This is a genomic window from Hymenobacter sp. PAMC 26628 (assembly GCF_001562275.1).
GTDB lineage: Bacteria > Bacteroidota > Bacteroidia > Cytophagales > Hymenobacteraceae > Hymenobacter.
Genome location: NZ_CP014304.1, coordinates 3,268,497 through 3,288,090 on the forward strand (window position 1 = coordinate 3,268,497; position 19,594 = coordinate 3,288,090).

The following is a 19,594-nucleotide window of genomic DNA, read 5'->3' on the forward strand; positions in this document are numbered from 1 at the left end:
TTGTGTTTGCCCAGTGCCCGCGCCAGGGCAGCTACAACGCTCGGGTTCAAAATTAAAAAAGGTAAATTAATAATTTGATTATCAAGTTATTAATTTACCTTTTTTAATTTTGAATTAATGCTAATTTAACCCCTAATTAATACCAAGCCATTACGCTGATCCTGAAATTTGTGGCCTGATAAACTACCCGCTGGCTCCTTTTTCTGCATGGCTTCTCATTCTGCTAATCTTCCCCCGCCCACTACCTGGCAGCGCTTTGCGCGCATGCTGGACACGGAGCGGAAGACAATCAACTACATCATTTTCTACGCCATCGTCACGGGCCTCATCAGCCTGACGCTGCCGCTGGGCACGCAGGCGGTGTTCAACCTGGTGTCGACGGGGGCCGTGTTTTCGTCGACCTACATCCTCATCGGCGTCGTGTTTTTGGGCGTGGTGCTGGGCGGCATTCTGCTCATCGGGCAGATGACGCTGGTGGAGGCCATCGAGCAGCGCCTGTTTGCCAAGGCCGCCATCGAGTTTGCCTGGCGCCTGCCGCGCATCAAGCCCGAAGCCCTGGAGGGCACCAACCCGCCGGAGCTGGTGAACCGTTTTTTCGAAGTCCTGACCATTCAGAAAAGCCTGACCAAGCTGCTGATTGACCTGATGTTTGCGGCGTTTCAGGTGCTGTTTGGCGTCATTGTGCTGGCGTTTTACCACCCGGTGTTCATTGCGTTTGGCCTGCTCACCATTCTGCTGCTGGTGCTCATCTACGCCGTGAACTACCGGCGGGCCCTGAGCACCAGCATCGAAGAATCGGCCTATAAGTACGAGGTAGTGGCCCTGCTGGAGCAGGTGGCCGCCGACCTGCCCGCCTACCGCCACAGCGAGGGGCAGCGGCAGCAGGCCCTGGCCCGCACCGATGCGCTGACGGCCGAGTACCTGAAGGCCCGCAACGGCCACTTTCGGGTGCTGAAGCGGTACTTTACCTACGCCGTGGCGCTGCGGGCCCTGCTCACGGGGGGCCTGCTGGTGGCGGGCACGCTGTTCGTGGTGTCGCGCCAGATGACGCTGGGCCAGTTTGTGGCCGCCGAAGTGCTGATTGTGCAAATCAGCGGCGCGATTGAAAAGCTGATGACCGGGGTGAGCACCATCTTCGACAGCCTGACCGGCGTGGAGAAGCTGGCCGCCGTCACGGATTTGCCCCTCGCCGACAACCACCCCGCCCATGCTTAACCTATCCAACCAAAACGTGGACCGGGAGGTGTGGCAGGAAGCGCCCCGCCGGGCCCGCCCCGAGCTGCTCGACCCTGCGGGCGGGCGCCGGCTGGGCCACGTCGTCCTGGCGGCGGTCCTGGTGTTCTTCATCATCCTGTTTTTGCCTTGGCGGCAAACCATCGAAGGCAGCGGCACCCTCACGGCCCTCATGCCCCAAGACCGGCCCCAGACGGTGCAAAACGCCATTGCGGGCCGCATCGAGCACTGGGCCGTGCGCGAGGGCCAGCTTGTGCAGCGCGGCGATACGCTGCTCACGCTCTCCGAAATCAAGGACGAGTACTTCGACCCCGACCTGCCCGAGCGCCTGGGCGAGCAGCTGGCCGCCAAGCGCGGCAACGTGGCCGCCAACGGGGCCCGCATCGCGGCCGCCGGCCGCCAGTTGGTGGCCCTGCGCACGAGCCTGACCGTAGGCCTGGCCGCCGCCCGCAACCGCGTGCAGCAGGCCCGCAACACGGTATCGATGGACAGCGCCGACCTGGTGGCCGTCAACAACGCCTACCGCATTGCCCAGGACCGGCTGGCGCGCTACGAGGTCGGCTACCAGAACGGCCTGTTTTCGCTAACGGACATCGAGGCCCGCCGCCTGAACCTGCAGAACGACCTGGCCAAGGCCATATCGCAGCGCAACAAGCTGGGCAGCAGCCGGCAGGCCCTGGACAACAGCGGCATCGCGCTGGCCGAAATCCAGGCCAAGTACCAGGAAAACCTAGCCAAAACCGAGTCAGACCGCAGCTCGGCCGTGTCGAGCCGCGCCAGCTCGGAGGGCGAGGTGGCGGCGCTGCGCAACAAAATAAGCAACGTGGCCGTGCGCCGTGGCCTCTACATTGTGCGGGCCCCGCAAACCGGCTACTTGGTGCGCACCCTCAAGGCGGGCATCGGCGAAACCATCAAGGAAGGCGAGTCCATCGCCACGCTCCAGCCCGAGTCCCCGGTGCTGGCCGCTGAAATGTACGTGCGCGCCATGGACGTGCCGCTCATCCAGCGGGGCCGGCAGGTGCGGCTGCAATTCGACGGCTGGCCAGCCATTCAGTTCTCGGGCTGGCCGTCGGTGGCGGTGGGCACGTTCGGCGGCACCGTATCGGTGATTGACGTGGTGAGCAGCACCAACGGCCGCTACCGGCTGCTGGTGCGCCCCGTGCAAACCCAAGCCGGCGACCAGCCCTGGCCCTTGCAGCTGCGCCTGGGCTCGGGCGTGTACGGCTGGGTGATTCTGGATTCGGTGCCCGTGTGGTACGAAATCTGGCGGCAGCTCAACGGCTTCCCCCCCACCCTGACCACCGCGCCCGACGGGTCGCCCATCAAGGCCGGCGGTGGCAAAGGGGAGGGCGGCAAGTCGTGAGGATATTTCGAAAACTAGCCGCGGCGCTGGGGGCCCTAACGGTCGGGGCCCTGCTGCTGGCGCTGGGGCCCCCGGGCCTGCGGGCGCAGGGCCTGACGCCGGCGGGCCAGGGGGCCCCGGGCCAGCTGGCGCCCGGGCAGCTCGGGCCACGCCGCCTGGCCTCCGGCTTAGCCACCCCGGCCGCCCCGGGCAAGCTGGCCGCCCCGGGCACGGCCGGGGCCCCGGCCGCGCCGCTACTGCTGGGCGGGGCCCCAGCCGTGCCCGGCCGCGGCACGGCGGCCGACACCGCCCGCGTGTTCTCGCTGCAAGATTTGGCCGAGCTCGTGTTCGCCAACCACCCCATCGTCAAGCAGGCGGTGCTGCTCAGCGCCGAGGCCCAGGCCCAGGTGCAGCAGGCCCGCGGCGGCTTCGACCCAAAGCTGGGCGCGGGTTTCGACCGCAAGGTGTTCGGCGGCACCGACTACTATAACAACTGGGCCAACGAGCTGAAGGTCCCCCTGTGGCCGGGCGGCGTCGACCTAAAAGCCGGCTACGACCGCTACGTGGGCCCCTACGTCAACCCCGAGCACCGCACGCCCGGGGCCGGGCTGGCGGGCATCGGCCTATCGGTGCCGCTGGGCCAGGGCCTGCTCATCGACGCGCGCCGTAGCACGTTGCGCCAGGCCCGCATCCTCGTGGCCGCGGCCGAGGCCGACCGCGTGAAGCAAATCAACGAAGTGTGGCTACAAGCGGCCAAGGACTACTGGAACTGGTATTATGCCTACCAGCAAACCGCGCTCATTCAGGAAGGCGTGGCGCTAGCCGAGGGCCGCTTCCAAGCCGTGCGCCGCCGGGTGGACGTGGGCGACCAGGCCCCCATCGACTCGGTGGAGGCGCGCATTACCGCCCAGGACCGCCTCGTGCAGGCCGAGCAATTGGGCGTGGAGCTGCAAAACGCCCGCCTCGTGCTTTCTAACCACCTCTGGAACCGCGACGCCCAGCCCGTGGAACTACCCACCCGGGCCGTACCGCAGGCCGTGCGCCTGGCCGCCGTCGACACCACCGACCTGCGCCGCCTCAGCGACCTGGCCGCCACCCAACACCCCACGCTGCGCAAGCTGGACGCCAAAATCCGCCAGCTCGGCATCGAGGAGCGCTACCGGCGCGAAATGCTCAAGCCCAAGATCAACGCCAGCGGCACGCTGCTGAGCCAGGGCGATTTTTACCGCAACGAGTTGCCGGACACCTACGGTTTTGGCTGGAACAACTACAAGGTGGGCGTCGATTTTGCCTTCCCGCTCTTCCTGCGCCAGGAGCGCGGCAAACTCCAGTACACCCGCATCCAGGTGCAGGAAAACATCTTGGAGCAGCAGCAGAGCCGGCGCATCATCCTCAACCGGGTCGATGCCAGCTACAACACGCTCAAGGCCTACGAGCGCCAGCTCGCCATCCAGGCCCTTGCCATCGAAAACCAGCGCCTCCTGCTGCGCGCCGAGCTGGCCAAGTTTAACCTCGGCGAAAGCACCGTGTTCCTCATCAACAGCCGCGAAACCAAGCTCATCGACCTCCGCCTGAAATTGGCCAGCATGCAGGCCGGCTACGAAAAATCGCTGGCCGAGCTGTACTACTACGCCGGCACCCGCACCCCGGGCGCGGAGTAAGGTGGGCGCTGAACAAAAAAAGAGGGCCCCCAGAGGCCCTCTTTTTTTGTTCCAGAACAACGAACCGTAAAAACGGTCATGCTGAGCGCAGCCGAAGCATCTCTACTGCGGTAGTAATCCAATCGGCTGGTTAGTAAGCGGGAGAGATGCTTCGGCTGCGCTCAGCATGACCGTTTTTACGGTTCGTTGCTACCGCGCTAGGGCCCTAGTCGAAGATGTAGCGCACGCCCACTTGGGCGCGCCAGCGGCTGGCCAGGCTCGAATCGATGAAGTAGGTTTGGGTACCGCCGCGGAAGGTATAGGCCGGCGCGTCGGTGGCGGCGGTGGGGTAAGCGGCCTCGATGAGGCGGTTGTTGCCCACGAGCTGGCGGTTGCCCCAGTTGGCGTTCAGCAGGTTACCTAGGTTGAGGATGTCGAGGCTGAGCTGCAAGGTGTTTTTCTTGCCGCTGCCGGTCGTCACGGCGAAGTCCTGCATCAGCTTGGCGTCCAGTTGGGTATACCACGGACTGAGGGCCCCGTTGCGCACGGTGTAGTCGCCGCGGTGCTGGCGCAGGTAGGGGTCCTGGTTGATGTAGGCGTCGAGCTGCTGGTACTGCTGGTCGGCCGACACCACCTGGCCGGCGGCGTTGGTGTAGCCCACCAGGTTGATTTGGGCGCGGCTGGCGGGCACAAAAATCAGGTCGTTGCCGTCGATGCCGTCGCGGTTCAGGTCGCCGGCGTAGGTGTAGCTGAAGCGGTTGCCCTGGCCGGCCTCGAAGAAGAAGCCCACCGTGGTGCCCAGCTTGTTGTTGGCGTAGCTAAAGCGGCGGCTGGCGGCGGCGATGATGCGGTGCTGCAGGCCGAAGTCGCTGTAGGCCAGCGCAGGCTGGTTGGGGTTGCCCACCACCGGCAGGCGCTGGAAAGCGTCGCCGGCAATTTCGCCGGGGTTCGAGGTCACGTCCTTGGCCTGGGCGTAGGTGTAGGCCGCCGTGGCGTAGAAACCGTTGGCGAACTCCTTGCGCAGCTGCCCCGTGATGGAGTACTGGTAGCCTTTATTGGTATTTTCGAGCCCAATCACGCCCGCGTCGAGGAACGTGAACTGGCCGTTGGGGCCGTTAAAGGAGTTGAGACGGGGCCCCGCGGCGGGGTAAATCTGGCGCTTATCGCCGCCGCCGGCGCCGCTCAGCGTCTGCGTGGGCGTCACGAAGTTGTAGTTGCGGTGCACCACCGCGTTGATGTCCTTCGTGTAAATGGCCTCCACCGTGGCCACCAGGCCGCCGGGCAGCTCGTGGTCTACGGCCAAGTTGGTGCGCCACACTTGCGGGAACTTGAAGTCGCGGCCCGTGCTGTTGATTTGAAACGTGTAGAAGTTGTCGAACTGCGCATTCGAGGCTTGGTTGGAAATCCACACGAACGGGATGCGACCGGTGAAAATGCCCGTGCCGCCGCGCAGCTGGGTTTGGGCCCCGGCGCCCTGCGGCGTGAAGTTGAAGCCCAGGCGGGGCGAAAACAGCGGCGTCGACTTCGGCAGCTGCGACACGTCCACCTTCGTCGGCTGGCCGTCGGGGCTATTGAAGGTAGCGGCCGAAATCTGCGCGTTCGGGGCCACCGTAGTGCTGTAGATGGGCACGTCGGCGCGCACGCCCAGCGTCAGCTTCAAGGCCGGGCTGGCCTGGAACTCGTCCTGCACGTACACGCCGAGCTGGGCCACGGTCACGTCCACCTGCTTCACGGGGGCCCCGGCGCCGGCGGCAGCCTGGGCGTTCAGGTCGAGGAAACCGGGCTGGCCGCGCTGCGTGAGGCGAAAAAAGTCGGTCAGCTCCAGGCGCTGGTAGCCGTAGCGCTGGAGGTTGAAGCCGTTGGTGAAGGCGAAGTGCTCGTAGTTGGCCCCCAGCGTGAGAATGTGCTTGCCGGCGAAGTAGCTCAGGTTGTCGGTCAGCTGGAGGATGTCCTGGTTCAGCAGGTTGTTGGCCGAAAACTGCTCCGTGCCCACGCTGGTGTAGGTGGTGCCGCCCTGCGTGATGTCGATCATTGGGAAGAACGTGGGGCTGGGCAGCTCGCGGAAGTCGCGGAACGCCGAGTAGCCGGCCTGCGCCTTGTTGCTGAAGCGCCCGTTGCCAAACGTGCTGTTCAGCTCGGCCACTACCGAGTTCAGGTTGTTGTCGACGGTGTAGCCCGAGTTCTCAAACTGCAAGGTATTCACACCCGGCACGCGCGACGACGGCGCGATGGCAATCGGGTGGGGCCCCTGCTGGCGGTAGCTTTTGAGGTAGTTGTAGCGGATGGAGAAGGTGTTCGACGGGTTGATGTTCCAGTCAATCTTAGCTAAAAACTTGTTCGAGTACGTGCGGTAGGTGAAGCCCTGGAACGAGCCCGGGTCGTAGCCGTAGGTCGACATTAGCCGGTCGCGGATGGCTTGCAAATCCGACTGCAGCACCCGGCTCACGCCGTTGAGCTGGCCGCTGGTGGCCGCCTGGGCCTCGGCGGTGCTGGCCGCGGGCCGGAACGTCTGGCCCGGGTCGGTTTGGCGCGTGAACTCGGCGTTGGTGAAAAAGAACAGCTTGTTCTTCACAATGGGGCCCCCGAGGGCAAAGCCGGTCTGGTTGAACTTCAGGCTGGGGTTGTCGATGGTGGCGCCCTGCACCTTGCGGCCGATCAGGTTCTCGTTGCGGAAGTAGGTGTAGGCCGTGCCGCGGAAGCTGTTGGTGCCGCTCTTGGTCACGGCGTTTACGCCGGCCCCGGTAAAGCCGCCCTGGCGCACGTCGTAGGGCGCCAGGCTCACCTGGATTTGCTCGATGGCGTCGAGACTCACCGGCTGCGAGTTCGTCTGCCCGCCGGGCGTGGGCGAGTCCAGCCCAAACGAGTTGTTGAAGATGGAGCCGTCGAGCGAGAAGTTGTTGTACAGCGTGTTGCGCCCGCCAAAGCTCTGGCCGCTGGCCTGGGGCGTGAGGCGCGTGAAGTCTTCCTGCGAGCGGCTGATGGTGGGCAGCGAGCGGATGGCCATCGAGCTGATGTTGGTGGCCGCCCCGGTGCGGTCGGGGTTGATCTGGCCGTCGCGGTTGGCCTTCACCACCACTTCGTCGAGCTTCTGGCCGCTGCCTTCGCTTAGCGTCACGCGCGTTTCAAACGTCTTGCCCAGCACCAGCTGGATGTTGCTTTGCACGAACGTTTCGTAGCCCACGAACGACACCTTCACCTCGTAGGGCCCCCCGATGCGCAGGTTCAGCAGGTCAAACTGCCCGTTGTCGCGCGTGGCGTTGCCGTAAATCGTGCCCGAGGGCAGGTGCGTGGCCACCACCGTGGCCCCCGGCAGCGGCTGGCCCTTGGCGTCCAGCACCAGGCCCTTGATGGCGGAGGTGGTAACCCCCTGCGCCGCCGCCCGGTAGCCGCCGGCCAGCAGCACGAAGCCCAGTAATAGAAGAAGTAACCGTTGTTTCATAGTACTGCTATTAGTTATCCAAAGCCTGTCTTCAGACAATTTTCACAAAGATAAGACAACACGATATTGGTATTTTCATAACACTTGCATAACACCCAAAACATAACATTGCGCGCGCCAGGGTCCCAACTGCGTGGTCCCGGCGGTGCTTCAGTTTTATTTTTCCATAATGCTCTTGGTGCCGGGGCCCCACCTCCGGGCTGGTGCACTCGCTTCCAAGCAAAAGGCCCGGCGTTTGCACGCCGGGCCTTTTGCTATTTTTTATCTGTAAAATCCAGTCCGGGCGTCCTCAGACGTTGAAGCGGAAGTGCATGATGTCGCCGTCCTGCACCACGTAGTCCTTGCCTTCGACGGCCATGCGGCCGGCTTCCTTTATTTTTACCTCGGTCTTATACTCTTGGTAATCCGGCAGCTTGATGACTTCGGCGCGGATGAAGCCCTTCTCGAAATCGGAGTGGATGACGCCGGCCGCCGCCGGGGCCTTGTCGCCGCGGTGGATGGTCCAGGCGCGCACTTCCTGCACGCCGGCGGTGAAGTAAGTGATGAGGTTCAGCAGCTCATAGCTGGCCCGGATGAGCTTGTTCAGGCCCGACTCGGTGAGACCGTACTCGCCCAGGAACATTTCTTTTTCCTCGGGGTCTTCCATGTCGGCAATCTGCGACTCGATGGCGGCCGACACGAGCACCACTTGGGCCCCTTCGGTTTGCACGTGCGCGCGCAGGGCGGCCACGTGGTGGTTGCCGTCGGTGGCGATGCTGGCCTCGTCCACGTTGGCCACGTAAATCACGGGCTTGATGGTAAGCAGCTGCAAGTCGGCCACGGCCTCCAGGTCGTCGGCGGTGGCGGCCACGGCGCGGGCATTCTGGCCGGCTTCGAGGGCCGTTTTGAACTTTTGCAGGCCCGCCACTTCCTTCTTGGCCACGGCGTCGCCGGCCTTGGCGCTGCGCTCCGACTTCACCAGCTTCTTGTCGATGCTCTCCAAATCCTTGATTTGCAGCTCCGTGTCAATCACGTCTTTGTCGAACACCGGGTCCACGCCGCCGGCCACGTGCACGATGTTGGGGTCGTCGAAGCAGCGCACCACGTGGATGATGGCGTCCACCTCGCGGATGTTGGCCAGGAATTTATTGCCCAGGCCCTCGCCCTTGCTGGCGCCCTTCACGAGGCCGGCGATGTCGACGAACTCGATGATGGTGGGCAGCACGCGCTTGGGGTTTACCAGCGCCTCCAGGATTTGCAGGCGCTCGTCGGGCACGGTAATCACGCCCACGTTGGGCTCGATGGTGCAGAACGGGTAGTTGGCCGATTCGGCTTTGGCGTTGGATAACGCATTGAACAGGGTGGATTTGCCGACGTTCGGCAAGCCCACGATACCGCAGCGGAGGCCCATTTCTCTGAATTAAAAATTATGAATTATAAATTATGAATTAGCGCAATTCGGCCGCAAAGGTACGACGTGCCGTAGCGTGGACTCTGCGAGTCCGCGCGTTTCGCTTAGTCCCACCAATAAACTGTAGTGCAGACTTTGTAGTCCGCAGCCCTCGCTTCGTCCCGCCGATAATCGTTTAGCGACCGTTCAGAGCCGCGGACTACAAAGTCCGCGCTACAGACCGTTTAGCGACCGTTCAACCGCGCGAACTACAAAGTCCGCGCTACAGCCAAACGGCGCGAATGAACCGGAGTCCATTCGCGCCGTTGCGTAGTCAAATACGTTGCCGGGGCCCTAGTAGCTGTCGTCGCTGCGGTTGGCATCGAAGGCGGGGCGCTCAGCCACGGGACTGGGGCCCTCGCGGCGGTCGCGCTCGTCGTACTCGCGGGGGCGGTCCAGCTCGGCCACTTCCTCGGGGGTCAGCAGTTCCTCACGCACGTAGTCCACGGCGTCTTGCAGGGCGTCCACGAATTTCAAAAAATCTTCTTTATACAAGAAAATCTTGTGTTTCTCGTAGGAAACCGAGTCGTCGCTGTTTTGGCGGCGCTTGCTTTCGGTGATGGTCAGGTAGTAGTCCTGGCCGCGGGTAGCTTTCACGTCGAAGAAATACGTGCGCTTGCCAGCCTTAATGCGTTGGGAATAAATCTCTTCCTGGTCGGGGCGGTCGTCCACAGGCGTTGGGTGGGTAAAGTTGATGAATAGAGCAATCGATTGATGTGAATTCGAATGTAGGTAGGATGAGCCGAAGTAAAAAGCGCCCGGGGCCCCTATGTGGTATCTTTGAACAGGGCCCCCGGGGCCCCGCCGCCCCTTTCCCCCGCCCATGCCCGCCCCCGACCTCGCCGCCGTCCGCTCGTTCGAAAACCTGGAATTCCTGGCCCGCCAGCTCGTCGACGGCTTCATCACCGGCCTGCACCAGTCGCCGTACCACGGCTTTTCGGTCGAGTTTTCGGAGCACCGGCTCTACAACCCCGGCGAGAGCACCCGGCACATCGACTGGAAGGTATTTGCCCGCACCGACAAGCTCTTTGTGAAGCGCTACGAAGAGGAAACCAACCTGCGCGCCCACCTGCTCATCGACGTGAGCCCGAGCATGTACTACCCCGCCCCCGACCACGCCAAGCTGACCTTCAGTGTGGTAGCGGCGGCAGCGCTGGCCACACTGCTCACCCGGCAGCGCGACGCAGTGGGCCTCGTCACCTTCGCCGACCGGGTAGAGCTACAAACGCCGGTGCGCTCCACCACCACCCACCGCCACGCCGTGCTGCTGGCCTTGCAGCGCCTGCTCGAGCGGCCCGCCGCGCCAGTGGGGCCCCGGCGCGGCACCGACGTGGCCGGCGTCATCCACACCATCGCCCAGCAGATCCCCAAACGCTCGCTCGTCATCCTCTTCAGCGATATGCTGGGGCGCGACGCGGCCGGGCAGGCCGCCGCGCTGGCCGCTCTCCAGCACCTGCGCCACCAGCACCACGAGGTGCTGCTCTTCCACGTGCTCGACCGCAGCACGGAGGCCAACTTCGATTTCGCCGAGCGGCCCTACATCTTCGAGGACGTAGAAACGGGCCAGGAAATCAAGCTCCAGCCCTCCCAAATCCGGGCCCAGTACCAAGCGGCGATGGCCACTTTCGAGCAGGATTTGGCCCTGCGCTGCGGCCAGCTCAAGATTGATTTTGTGCCCGTGGACGTGCGCGAGCCGTTCGAAAAAGTGCTGTATGCCTACCTGGTGAAGCGCGGCAAGGGCCGCTAGGGCCCCAACTTGCGCCTACTTTTGTTGTAGTACCCATCACTTACGCTTCTTCTCAACACCATGTACCAAGTTCTGCTCTATCTGCACTCCTACCTCCGCTATTTCGTGCTCGGGGCCGGCCTCGTGGCCGTGTACCGCGCCTACGTGGGCATGTCGGGCCGCCGTCCGTTTGGCAAGGGCGACAACGCCTTTGGAGCCAGCTTCGTGGGCTTCATGCTGTTGCAGCTCATCGTGGGCCTGGGCCTGTACTTCGGCCTCAGCCCCTACGGCCTCAAAGCCATGAAAGTAGCCGGCGCCATGAAGGACCCAGTGGTGCGCTTCTTCGGCATGGAGCACGTGGCCATCATGGTGCTGGCCGTCATCATCGCCCAAATCGGCCGCACACTTTCCAAAAAGCGCCTCAACGACACTGCCAAGCACAAAACGGCCTTCATCTACTACGGCGTCGCCCTGGCGCTGGTGCTCCTCATGATTCCGTGGGGCCTCTGGAACCCGTACCGGCCGCTGTTCCGGTTTTAGTCACTGCATAAAAACTATTCTATTCCAAGTATTAATCAACCCTCATTTATGGAAAATTTTGAACAGCGCTTAAGTGACCTATTTGCTAACAAATTGCTCACGGATATCTCCGAACTTGATCTAACTTCTAAATCCAGTTTAGAATTGCTACTAGAACATGTTTATAAAAAAGTTTTAGTGCCGGCTCATTACATCCTAACCGAACAAGAACAGTTTTTTAATTCTTCTTTAAGCTTTCTTGAGGAAACAGAAGGCGATGCTGTGGCCGATGGTTTAGAAGAACGGTCGATAGGTGCTCTCAAAATAGTGAGGCTGCGGCAACCATTATTTACTTATTGGTTAAGTTTTGACGGCGACACTGAGGCAAGTGATGCCCGCCTTTGGAGGCACGTAGATATTGAACGCCAACCGATTGACATTGATAATTTGCCTGATAGCTTTTGGGATTTAGATAAACTCGACGAAGACTCGCTCGGTAAAACACTTGTGGATAAAGACGCGGCGGATTCAGTCGAAGAATACCATTACTTTACCCTTGACATGGATGAAGCAGTGCGTCTTATACAGGAGGATTTCTACGAAGTGTGTGCTAAGCTTCTTTAAAATCATGTCGTACTAACCACACCTAACGCACAAGAACGCCTTCCGATTTGCGCGGATTGGAAGGCGTTTTGCATTTGTTCCAGCCCGGCGCTACATGTTCATCCCGCGCGAGGCTTCGAGGCACTGGGCGATGATACATGGGGCCCCGGCGGCGCATGGCCGTGCAACCTTTTCGGCCGCGCGGGGGTCATCTAGCCACTCCCCCTTTTTCTGCTCGTCCGTATGCGCTTGCCCCTGCTTTTTGCCGCTTCCCTCGCCCTATTCAGCTGCCGCAAAAGCGACGACCCGAGCCTGGCGCCCGGCGAGGGTTCGGAACTGGTAACGGAAGAAGACTGCGGCACGCCGGGGCCCAGCGGCTACCAGGTGCTGCTGCGCACCCAGCAGCAAGCCGTGCAGCTGCCGGGCACGGTCGAAACATTTCTGGTCAGCAAAGACAACGTGTTCAATACCAGCGGTAGCGACCACCTCATCGCCTCGCTCACCCGGCAAGACGACGTGCTGAGCCTGCGTTACTGCGGCGTGCTGCACAACGGCATGACCGCCGACACGGGGCCCGCCCGCAGTGCCATCAGCCTCCAGGATTTGCCGGCCCAGGTGTACCGCCTGCGCATCACCGTGCGCAACCGCCACACTACCGGCACCCTCGACCTGACCACCACCCCCGCCCGCCTCAGCTTCGCCGATACCACGGTGGCCGCCGTGTGGCGCTAGCGGGGGCCCTAAGCCCCAGGGTTTTGCGCGCGGGCAGCGTAAACTCGCGCCGTACTCCTTACCGCCATGACCGCCGACTTCCTCGCTAGCACCAAAAAACAGTTCGCCTACTACAAACTGCTGGGCGAGCAAACCCTGGCCCAGGTGCCCGACGACCAACTCAACTGGCAACCCAACGCGGCCAGCAACAGCCTGGCAGCCATTGTGAAGCACTTGTGGGGCAACATGTTGTCGCGCTGGACGGATTTCCTAACCAGCGACGGCGAAAAGCCCTGGCGCCACCGCGAGGCCGAGTTTGATAACGACCTGCGCACCCGCGCCGCAGTGCTCGAAAAATGGGAAGCCGGCTGGCAGTGCCTGTTTGGGGCCCTGGACGGACTGACGACGGCCGACCTGGACCGGCTCGTGTACATCCGCCACCAGGGCCACACCGTGGCCGAGGCCATCAACCGCCAGCTGGCGCACTATCCCTACCACGTGGGCCAAATGGTATTCCTGGCCCGCCTGGTGGCCGGCGATGCGTGGCAGTCCCTTTCCATCCCGCGCGGCGCCTCGGGGGCCTACAACGCCGAAAAGTTTGCCCAGCCCCCACACCAGGCGCATTTCACCGACGAGCTTTTGGGCGATACTCCGCTTTGATGAGGCCCTTTTTACTCAGACTGGGGCCCCGGCGCGGGCGCAACTTTGCCCAGGCGAGAGAAGAAGGCCAACGGGCGCGGCAAACCCAACCTGGCCACTGGTAGTCGTGGCGCCGGGTTTCGCAGCGAAAGAGTGCGTGTTGGTCGAGTGCAATTTTTTGGGTTGCAACTAGAGTAAGTCGGACGGTGTCCCGTCTATGCACTTGCCGTTCCGTTTCACCCCACCCCGCCCGTCATGCTTTACCTATTTGGCCGCCTTGCCCTCAGCGACTCCTACTATTTCCAGCAGGAAGAAGAAGCGTTTATCTACCAGCAAAAGATGAACGGCCGCCGCCCCGAAGGGCCCCAGCCCGACCCTCGTGCGGCAGTGGTTGACCGCCGCCTGCACTGGGACTGCCAACTCCCGCAAGCAAGTTGCGCGGCCGCCGGCTGCGCCAACTAGCCGCGACTACTCGCCGCGGCGCGTGAATGCGCGCAGCCGAAAACGCGCCGCGCCTGCTCTCTTTTAGGCAAGTAAGTTCACCAAATAGTAAAGTTGGGCCCCTATTCATCGCAAAAAAGCCCGCTGCTGAATTTCAGCGGCGGGCTTTAAAAAGCTTGTGCGAGCGGCCATTATTGCCCCAGCACAATCGCAAATATCAGCGGGGCTACGATGGTAGCGTCGCTTTCGATGATGAACTTGGGGGTTTTCTCACCCAGCTTGCCCCAGGTGATTTTCTCGTTGGGCACGGCGCCCGAGTAGCTGCCGTAGCTGGTAGTCGAGTCCGAAATCTGGCAGAAATAGCCCCACAGCGGCACCTCATGGCGCTGCAAGTCCTGGTGCAGCATGGGCACCACGCAGATGGGGAAGTCGCCGGCAATGCCGCCGCCAATCTGGAAGAAGCCGATTTTGCTCGCCTCGGTAGCGGTTTTGGTGTACCAGTCGGCCAGGTAAATCATGTACTGGATGCCCGTGCGCATGGTGTGCACGTTTTTGATATCGCCGGTGATGACGTGGCCGGCGTAGATGTTGCCGAGCGTCGAGTCTTCCCAGCCGGGGCAAATAATGGGCAGGTTTTTTTCGGCCGCGGCCAGCATCCACGAATCCTTAGGGTCAATCTGGTAGTATTGCTCCAGCTCGCCGCTCAGCAGAATCTGGTAGAAAAACTCGTGCGGGAAGTACGCCTTGCCCTCCTGGTCGGCCTTCTCCCAGAACTTAAGCACCACGTGCTCCAAGCGGCGCATGGCCTCCTCTTCGGGGATGCAGGTGTCGGTCACACGGTTCATGTGGCGCTTCAGCAGTTCGTGCTCGTCGGCGGGCGTCAGGTCGCGGTAGTTGGGCACCCGCTCGTAGAAGTCGTGGGCAACTAGGTTGAAGATATCCTCCTCCAGGTTGGCGCCCGTGCAGCTGATAATCTGCACTTTGTCCTGCCGAATCAGCTCGGCCAGCTGAATTCCCATTTCGGCGGTGCTCATGGCCCCGGCCAGGGTAATCATCATTTTGCCGCCCTCGGCGAGGTGCTTGTTATAGCCCTCGCCCGCGTCGATGAGCGCCGCGGCGTTGAAGTGGCGGTAGTGGTGCTTGAGGAAGTTGGTGATGTGCATGGTGGGGATGTAATGTCATCCTGAGCCTGCGAAGGACCTTATCACGTCCGCGCTGCTCAGGGGAAAAGAAGAACTAACGGAAGCAACCGTGATAAGATGCTTTCTACGTCAGCATGACAGGAAAAGGGATTACGCCGGCTCCGCAATTATCAAATTGTGGTTGGTGTAGATGCAGATGTCGGCCGCGATGTGCAGGGCGTCTTCCACCATCTGGCGGGCTGTCAGGTGCGGGGCGTGCTTCTTCAGGGCCAGGGCGGCGGCCTGCGCGTACATGGCGCCGCTGCCGATGGCGGCCACGTCCATGTCGGGCTCCAGCACGTCGCCGGTGCCGCTGATAATGAGCAGCTCGTCCTTGTCGCAGACCACCATCATGGCCTCTAACTTACGGAGGTACTGGTCTTTGCGCCAGTCTTTGGCCAGCTCGATGGCGGCGCGCTTGAGGTTGTTGCCGTAGGCGGCCAGCTTCTCCTCGAAGCGGTCGAGCAGCATGAAGGCATCGGCCGTGGAGCCGGCAAATCCGGTGACCACCTTGCCGTCGTTGAGCTGGCGCACTTTGCGCACGTTGTTTTTGGCCACGTGCTTGTCCATAGTGGCTTGGCCGTCGGCCCCGAGGGCAATCTGGCCGTTGTGGCGCACGCCGAGCACGGTCGTGGAGCGAATTTTTGGGAGCATGGGGCAAAAATACAACGCTTGGTCCCCGCTGGGCCAGAAGCGGGCGTTACTAACAAGCATTCCACATCGCCAAACACTACATCGGCTACTTCTCCGCACTAAAGAGACCGTTCAGTTTGGTGAGTAGGCGCTTGCTTTTCTTGGCAAAACTGTACAAGTGGGCCGGCAGTTTTTCCCTGCTTCTCAAAAGCACAACGGATTCTGTCAATGAGGAATAATTTGTTTTGTAGGCCGCCCGGTGCGAGGTATGCTGATAAACCGAATATTTGAGGCCCACCACCGTCTCATTGGCGACTTTCCGGTGCGGTACCACCGGGAGCAATGGCTGAATGGCGGTGGTGTAGGCGAGCGGGCCGGTTAGCCTCAGCACCCCAATGGCCCCCGTGCCGTGCAACCACGGGCGGTACTGGTCAATGTTTTGGAGGACGGTTTCGATTACTGCTTTCAGGAAAGGGTGGCCGGGGGCCGCAACGATGTGCCACTGCTGGTACTCGCCGCCGGCAATGTCTGTTACCTCTTCCGAAGTGCCGAATCCCTCGTGCTGCTCACCGGGCTTGTTTCTCCAATGGGATAAAATGTACCGGTCGTCTGGCCGCAGCATTTGCTCGAATGGGCAAATGCACGTGCTCTTAATATCCAGGTAGACGCCGCCGCATTTGTACATCAGCAAGTAGCGGAACAAATCTGCCCGGGCCACGCCGTACCGCGGGTTTATTCGTTCAAAACAATGAAGGATATGGGGCCCGTAGTTCTCGCCGACAAACTTTGTTATGTCGTCGTCGTCGTAAATAATGTGCGTCCAGCCAGGGTTTAGCCTCTTGATGCTATCAACGTTTTCCTGAAGCTCAGGCGGCAGCTTCTTAGACATAAACGTTTGGTGAATAACGCGGGGGATGGCCACACCTTCAGCCAGTTGCGGCAAATTCCATTTGCCAACAGGCAATTCGGCTAGAACAGGAGCTTTCATTATGAGCAGTCCGAAGAGGTGCACTGAATGTTGGCCAACCGCTAACCGGCTACCCTACTATTAATTTCACATGAGAAAACGTGGCAAAGAACAAAAAGTTAAGAACACAATGCAAATTGAGGGAAATCTCCCGAATGTTGTGACGCATGGAGCGGCAACAGCAAATAGATTAGGGCCCCACCATATGGCAAGAGTGAGCGTCGCAAAGCGCCACAGCTCCAGCAGTTATTCCAGTCAGTGAAACAGACTTACTCGGCTGGCGTCCGCGCAGTAGAAGCGGCTGCCGGCCAACTCCGAAAGCTGTTCAATAAGTAAAAACTACCACAAAACAGCCTTGCGGTATTATCCGCTAAAATGCAATGAGTCCCGCCAGGCTTTGAAAGCTTAGCGGGACTCATTGCATTTTAGCGGATAACGCCCAAAAATATCGGCGGGGTTCTGCACCTGCGCGGGGATGAACGCCCGCTCCTGGCCTAGAACCGGGCCTGGAGCTTGGCAAAAAGGAAGCGGCCGTTCGAGCCCATTTGCACAGGGTCCCAGGCGCCGCCGGTTTCGGTGGCCTGGGGGTTGAAGAAGTTGGGGTACTTATTGAACAGGTTCGAACTGCCCACTGAGAGGCGCAGCTGGTTGGTGAGGGCATAGCTGAGGGCCACGTCGGTGGTCAGGCGCGGGTCGTAGCGGTTCAGGTTGCCGTTGTAGTCGATGAGCGACACGCCGCCAAACTCCACGAACCGCACCAGGGCCCCGAAGCGGCCGAGGCTGTAGTCGAAGGTGAGGTTGATTTTGTAGGGCGGCGCCGAGGCTTTCACAAACGCCTGCTCGCGGGGCCCGAAGAAAATATCTTCCTTGCCGGCCAGCAGCGGCGTGGCTTGCACACTCGTGACGTTGAGGCGGTTGAAGTTGGCGGCCAGCGTGGTGGTGAGGCGGCCGCTGCCCACGCCCAGGGTGTTGGCCACCACGGCGTCGAGGCCGAACGTGCTGGTGGAGGCCGCGTTGGCGAAGAACTGGGCCTGGCCCACGTTCAGGGCCGTGAGGGTGGGCCCGATTATGTTGTCGTCGTTCCCAAAGGCCCCGGTGAGCACGATACGGTCTTGAATGTGAATGTAATAGCCGTCCACAGTGAAGGTTAGAATGGAACCAGCGCGGCCCGTAAAGCCCACGCTGGCCGAGCGCGACAACTCGCGCGTGAGCGGCGGAATGCCCACGGCCCGCGTCACGGGGCCGCTGTTACGGTCGATGAGTACGTCAATCGCTTTTCCGCCTACTACATTGGTAAATACAGTATTGAAGTTAATCTGGGCCAGCGACGGGGCCCGGAAGCCCGTGCTCAGCGTGCCGCGCAGTGAGAAGGCGTCGCTCAGCTTGAGGCGCGTGGCCAGCTTGCCGGTGAAGTTGCTGCCAAAGTCGCTGTAGTTCTCGAAGCGCACCGCGCCTTCCACCAGCAGGGCCTTGGTCACGTCCAGCTCAGCATCGGCGTACACGCCGATGTTGCTGCGGCTGGCCTTCAGCTCATTGCGCGGCTGGAAGCCGGGGAAGCCCTGGGACCCACCTGGCCGGTTCGATGCTGGGGCGTAGTTGCGGTACGAGCCTTCTTCGCCTGCGAAAATCTGGTACCACTCGCGGCGGTACTCGCTACCAAAGGCCAGGTTTAGGCCCTGCAACACGGTTTTGTAGTTGCGGCTCATGTTAAGGTCCACCACGTTCTGCTGGAGTTGAAAGCCGCCCGCGTCGAAGGTCGTCGGCGACTGGGCCCCCAGTGTGGCGTTCAAGGTGTTGCGCACCCCATAGTGGAAGTTATTCGAGCCGAAGCCGTTGCTCAAATCCACGTCCCAGCCGCCGAAAGCGCCGCGCACGCCGGCTACCCCGTGCCCGTCGAAAATGCTGCTCGTGATGATGGGGTCGAAGCCGTTGGGGTAGAGCGTGGCGTTGCTGCGCGGATTCGGAATGTCGTTGCCCAGGCTGTCGGTGCCGATGGTCGGGAAGCGGGTGTAAGCGTAAGCGTCGCCCTTGCGCACGTTGAAGCCGCCGAACACGTAGGCGTACACTTTCTCGCTCAGAGGCAGCTTGCTGTTGAGGTACACAGAGGTGTTGGTCGCCTTCGGGTCGCCGTACTCGCGGCGCTGGATGCCGTCGGGGGCCGGCACATTGGCGCGCTGGGTATGCTCGCGCTGGTTATAGTCAACGGTGGCGTTCACAAAGCCGCCCTGGCCCACGGCCACGCCGTAATTGGCGTTGGCATTGAAGTTGCCGCCGTCGAAGGTCTTATCGTCGAAGCGGTACTTGGCGGTGTAGGCCCCGTAGTTGGCGTTAGCCGTCAGCTCCTTGGTGCTGGTTTTCAGCACGATGTTGATGACGCCCGCAATGGCGTCGGAGCCGTACTGGGCCGAGGCCCCGTCGCGCAAAATCTCGATGCGCTCGATGCTGGCGGCCGGAATCGTGTTCAGGTCGGTGCCCGTGTTGCCGCGGCCGCGCGAGCCGAACAGGTTCACGAGCGCCGACTGGTGCCAGCGCTTGCCGTTCACCAGCACCAGGGTTTGGTCGGGGCCCAGGCCGCGCAGGCTGGCAGGGTCCACGTGGTCGGCGCCGTCGGCCCCGGTCTGGCGGTTCGAGTTGAAGGACGGGGCCACGAATTGCAGCAGCTGGTTCACGTCGAGCTGGCCAGTTTTGGCCGTCACCTGCCGCACGTCGATGATGTCGACCGGCGAGGGCGAGTCCGTCACCGAGCGGTTGAGGCTGCGCGTGCCCACCACCTGCACGCCTTCGAGAGCGGTGCTGCTGGTGGCCAGGCGCACCGCCACGGGGCCCTCGGTGCCCACTTCCTGGCTGGTGTAGCCCAGGGCGCTGATTTGCAGCCGCGGCTGGGCCGTGCGCGCGCGCAGCACAAAGCGGCCCGTGGCATCGGTGCTGATGCCGTTGTTGGTGCCTTTTTCCACCACCGTGGCCCCAATGACCGGGGCTCCTGCCGCGTCCAGGACCTGGCCCGACAAGGTGCGGCTCTGCGCCCAGGCGGCGCTGCTGGCCAAAACGAACGGTACAATTAGTAGCTTTTTATTCATAATACGAAGAATTG

At 61.8% G+C, this 19,594-nt stretch carries 16 protein-coding genes; 9 read left to right on the forward strand and 7 right to left on the reverse strand.

Going from position 1 to position 19,594, the window contains the following annotated elements; all coding sequences use genetic code 11:
- Nucleotides 1–207: 207 nt before the first annotated feature.
- The 3 genes from AXW84_RS14310 to AXW84_RS14320 are packed head-to-tail and all read left to right on the forward strand — an operon-like array spanning nucleotide 208 to nucleotide 4,236.
- A complete protein-coding gene (locus tag AXW84_RS14310) occupies nucleotides 208–1,215 on the forward strand; it encodes an ABC transporter transmembrane domain-containing protein (RefSeq protein WP_068234505.1) in 1,008 nt (335 codons plus the stop codon).
- Nucleotides 1,208–2,596 carry an HlyD family secretion protein gene (locus tag AXW84_RS14315; protein ID WP_068234508.1) on the forward strand — a complete coding sequence of 463 codons (1,389 nt, stop codon included), beginning with the start codon at nucleotides 1,208–1,210 and terminating at the stop codon, nucleotides 2,594–2,596. The genes AXW84_RS14310 and AXW84_RS14315 overlap by 8 nt, the downstream gene beginning before the upstream one ends.
- Nucleotides 2,593–4,236, forward strand: coding sequence for a TolC family protein (locus AXW84_RS14320; RefSeq protein WP_236943127.1), 1,644 nt, complete (start codon nucleotides 2,593–2,595; stop codon nucleotides 4,234–4,236). Before AXW84_RS14315 ends, AXW84_RS14320 begins: the two co-directional genes overlap by 4 nt.
- A 205-nt stretch (nucleotides 4,237–4,441) precedes the next feature.
- Here AXW84_RS14320 and AXW84_RS14325 read toward each other — a convergent pair whose 3' ends face one another.
- The 3 genes from AXW84_RS14325 to AXW84_RS14335 all read right to left on the reverse strand — a co-directional run bounded on the left by AXW84_RS14325 (nucleotide 4,442) and on the right by AXW84_RS14335 (nucleotide 9,755).
- Complete coding sequence (locus AXW84_RS14325) at nucleotides 4,442–7,654, reverse strand: TonB-dependent receptor (RefSeq protein WP_071891357.1); 3,213 nt, start codon at nucleotides 7,652–7,654, stop codon at nucleotides 4,442–4,444.
- A gap of 289 nt (nucleotides 7,655–7,943) precedes the next feature.
- Entirely contained in the window at nucleotides 7,944–9,044 is a 1,101-nt protein-coding gene (gene ychF, locus AXW84_RS14330; protein ID WP_068234514.1) for a redox-regulated ATPase YchF, read from the reverse strand.
- A 333-nt stretch (nucleotides 9,045–9,377) separates the two neighbouring features.
- Complete coding sequence (locus AXW84_RS14335; protein WP_068234517.1) at nucleotides 9,378–9,755, reverse strand: DUF3276 family protein; 378 nt, start codon at nucleotides 9,753–9,755, stop codon at nucleotides 9,378–9,380.
- A gap of 151 nt (nucleotides 9,756–9,906) precedes the next feature.
- On the opposite strand from AXW84_RS14335, the gene AXW84_RS14340 reads away from it, so the two are divergent.
- The 6 genes from AXW84_RS14340 (at nucleotide 9,907) to AXW84_RS14365 (ending at nucleotide 13,743) form a co-directional block, all read left to right on the forward strand.
- Nucleotides 9,907–10,830, forward strand: a complete 924-nt coding sequence (locus AXW84_RS14340) for a DUF58 domain-containing protein (RefSeq protein WP_068234520.1) — start codon at nucleotides 9,907–9,909, stop codon at nucleotides 10,828–10,830.
- 60 nt (nucleotides 10,831–10,890) lie between these two features.
- Entirely contained in the window at nucleotides 10,891–11,349 is a 459-nt protein-coding gene (locus AXW84_RS14345) for a hypothetical protein (protein WP_068234523.1), read from the forward strand.
- Nucleotides 11,350–11,397: 48 nt separating this feature from the next.
- Nucleotides 11,398–11,952 carry a hypothetical protein gene (locus tag AXW84_RS14350; RefSeq protein WP_068234525.1) on the forward strand — a complete coding sequence of 185 codons (555 nt, stop codon included), beginning with the start codon at nucleotides 11,398–11,400 and terminating at the stop codon, nucleotides 11,950–11,952.
- 222 nt (nucleotides 11,953–12,174) lie between these two features.
- A complete protein-coding gene (locus AXW84_RS14355; protein WP_068234529.1) occupies nucleotides 12,175–12,663 on the forward strand; it encodes a hypothetical protein in 489 nt (162 codons plus the stop codon).
- Nucleotides 12,664–12,729: 66 nt separating this feature from the next.
- A complete protein-coding gene (locus tag AXW84_RS14360) occupies nucleotides 12,730–13,302 on the forward strand; it encodes a DUF1572 family protein (protein ID WP_068234531.1) in 573 nt (190 codons plus the stop codon).
- A gap of 234 nt (nucleotides 13,303–13,536) precedes the next feature.
- Nucleotides 13,537–13,743, forward strand: coding sequence for a hypothetical protein (locus tag AXW84_RS14365; protein WP_068234533.1), 207 nt, complete (start codon nucleotides 13,537–13,539; stop codon nucleotides 13,741–13,743).
- A 170-nt stretch (nucleotides 13,744–13,913) separates the two neighbouring features.
- On the opposite strand, the gene AXW84_RS14370 is transcribed toward AXW84_RS14365, so the two are convergent.
- The 4 genes from AXW84_RS14370 to AXW84_RS14385 all read right to left on the reverse strand — a co-directional run bounded on the left by AXW84_RS14370 (nucleotide 13,914) and on the right by AXW84_RS14385 (nucleotide 19,580).
- Nucleotides 13,914–14,885 carry a deoxyhypusine synthase family protein gene (locus AXW84_RS14370; protein WP_068234535.1) on the reverse strand — a complete coding sequence of 324 codons (972 nt, stop codon included), beginning with the start codon at nucleotides 14,883–14,885 and terminating at the stop codon, nucleotides 13,914–13,916.
- 129 nt (nucleotides 14,886–15,014) lie between these two features.
- Nucleotides 15,015–15,557 (reverse strand): ATP-dependent protease subunit HslV, encoded by a 543-nt coding sequence (hslV, locus tag AXW84_RS14375; protein ID WP_068234536.1) that lies wholly within the window; start codon nucleotides 15,555–15,557, stop codon nucleotides 15,015–15,017.
- A gap of 85 nt (nucleotides 15,558–15,642) precedes the next feature.
- Nucleotides 15,643–16,524, reverse strand: coding sequence for a glycosyltransferase family 32 protein (locus AXW84_RS14380; RefSeq protein ID WP_082774127.1), 882 nt, complete (start codon nucleotides 16,522–16,524; stop codon nucleotides 15,643–15,645).
- A 473-nt stretch (nucleotides 16,525–16,997) separates the two neighbouring features.
- On the reverse strand, nucleotides 16,998–19,580 hold the full coding sequence (locus tag AXW84_RS14385; RefSeq protein ID WP_068234540.1) for a TonB-dependent receptor: 2,583 nt from the start codon (nucleotides 19,578–19,580) through the stop codon (nucleotides 16,998–17,000).
- Nucleotides 19,581–19,594 lie beyond the last annotated feature (14 nt).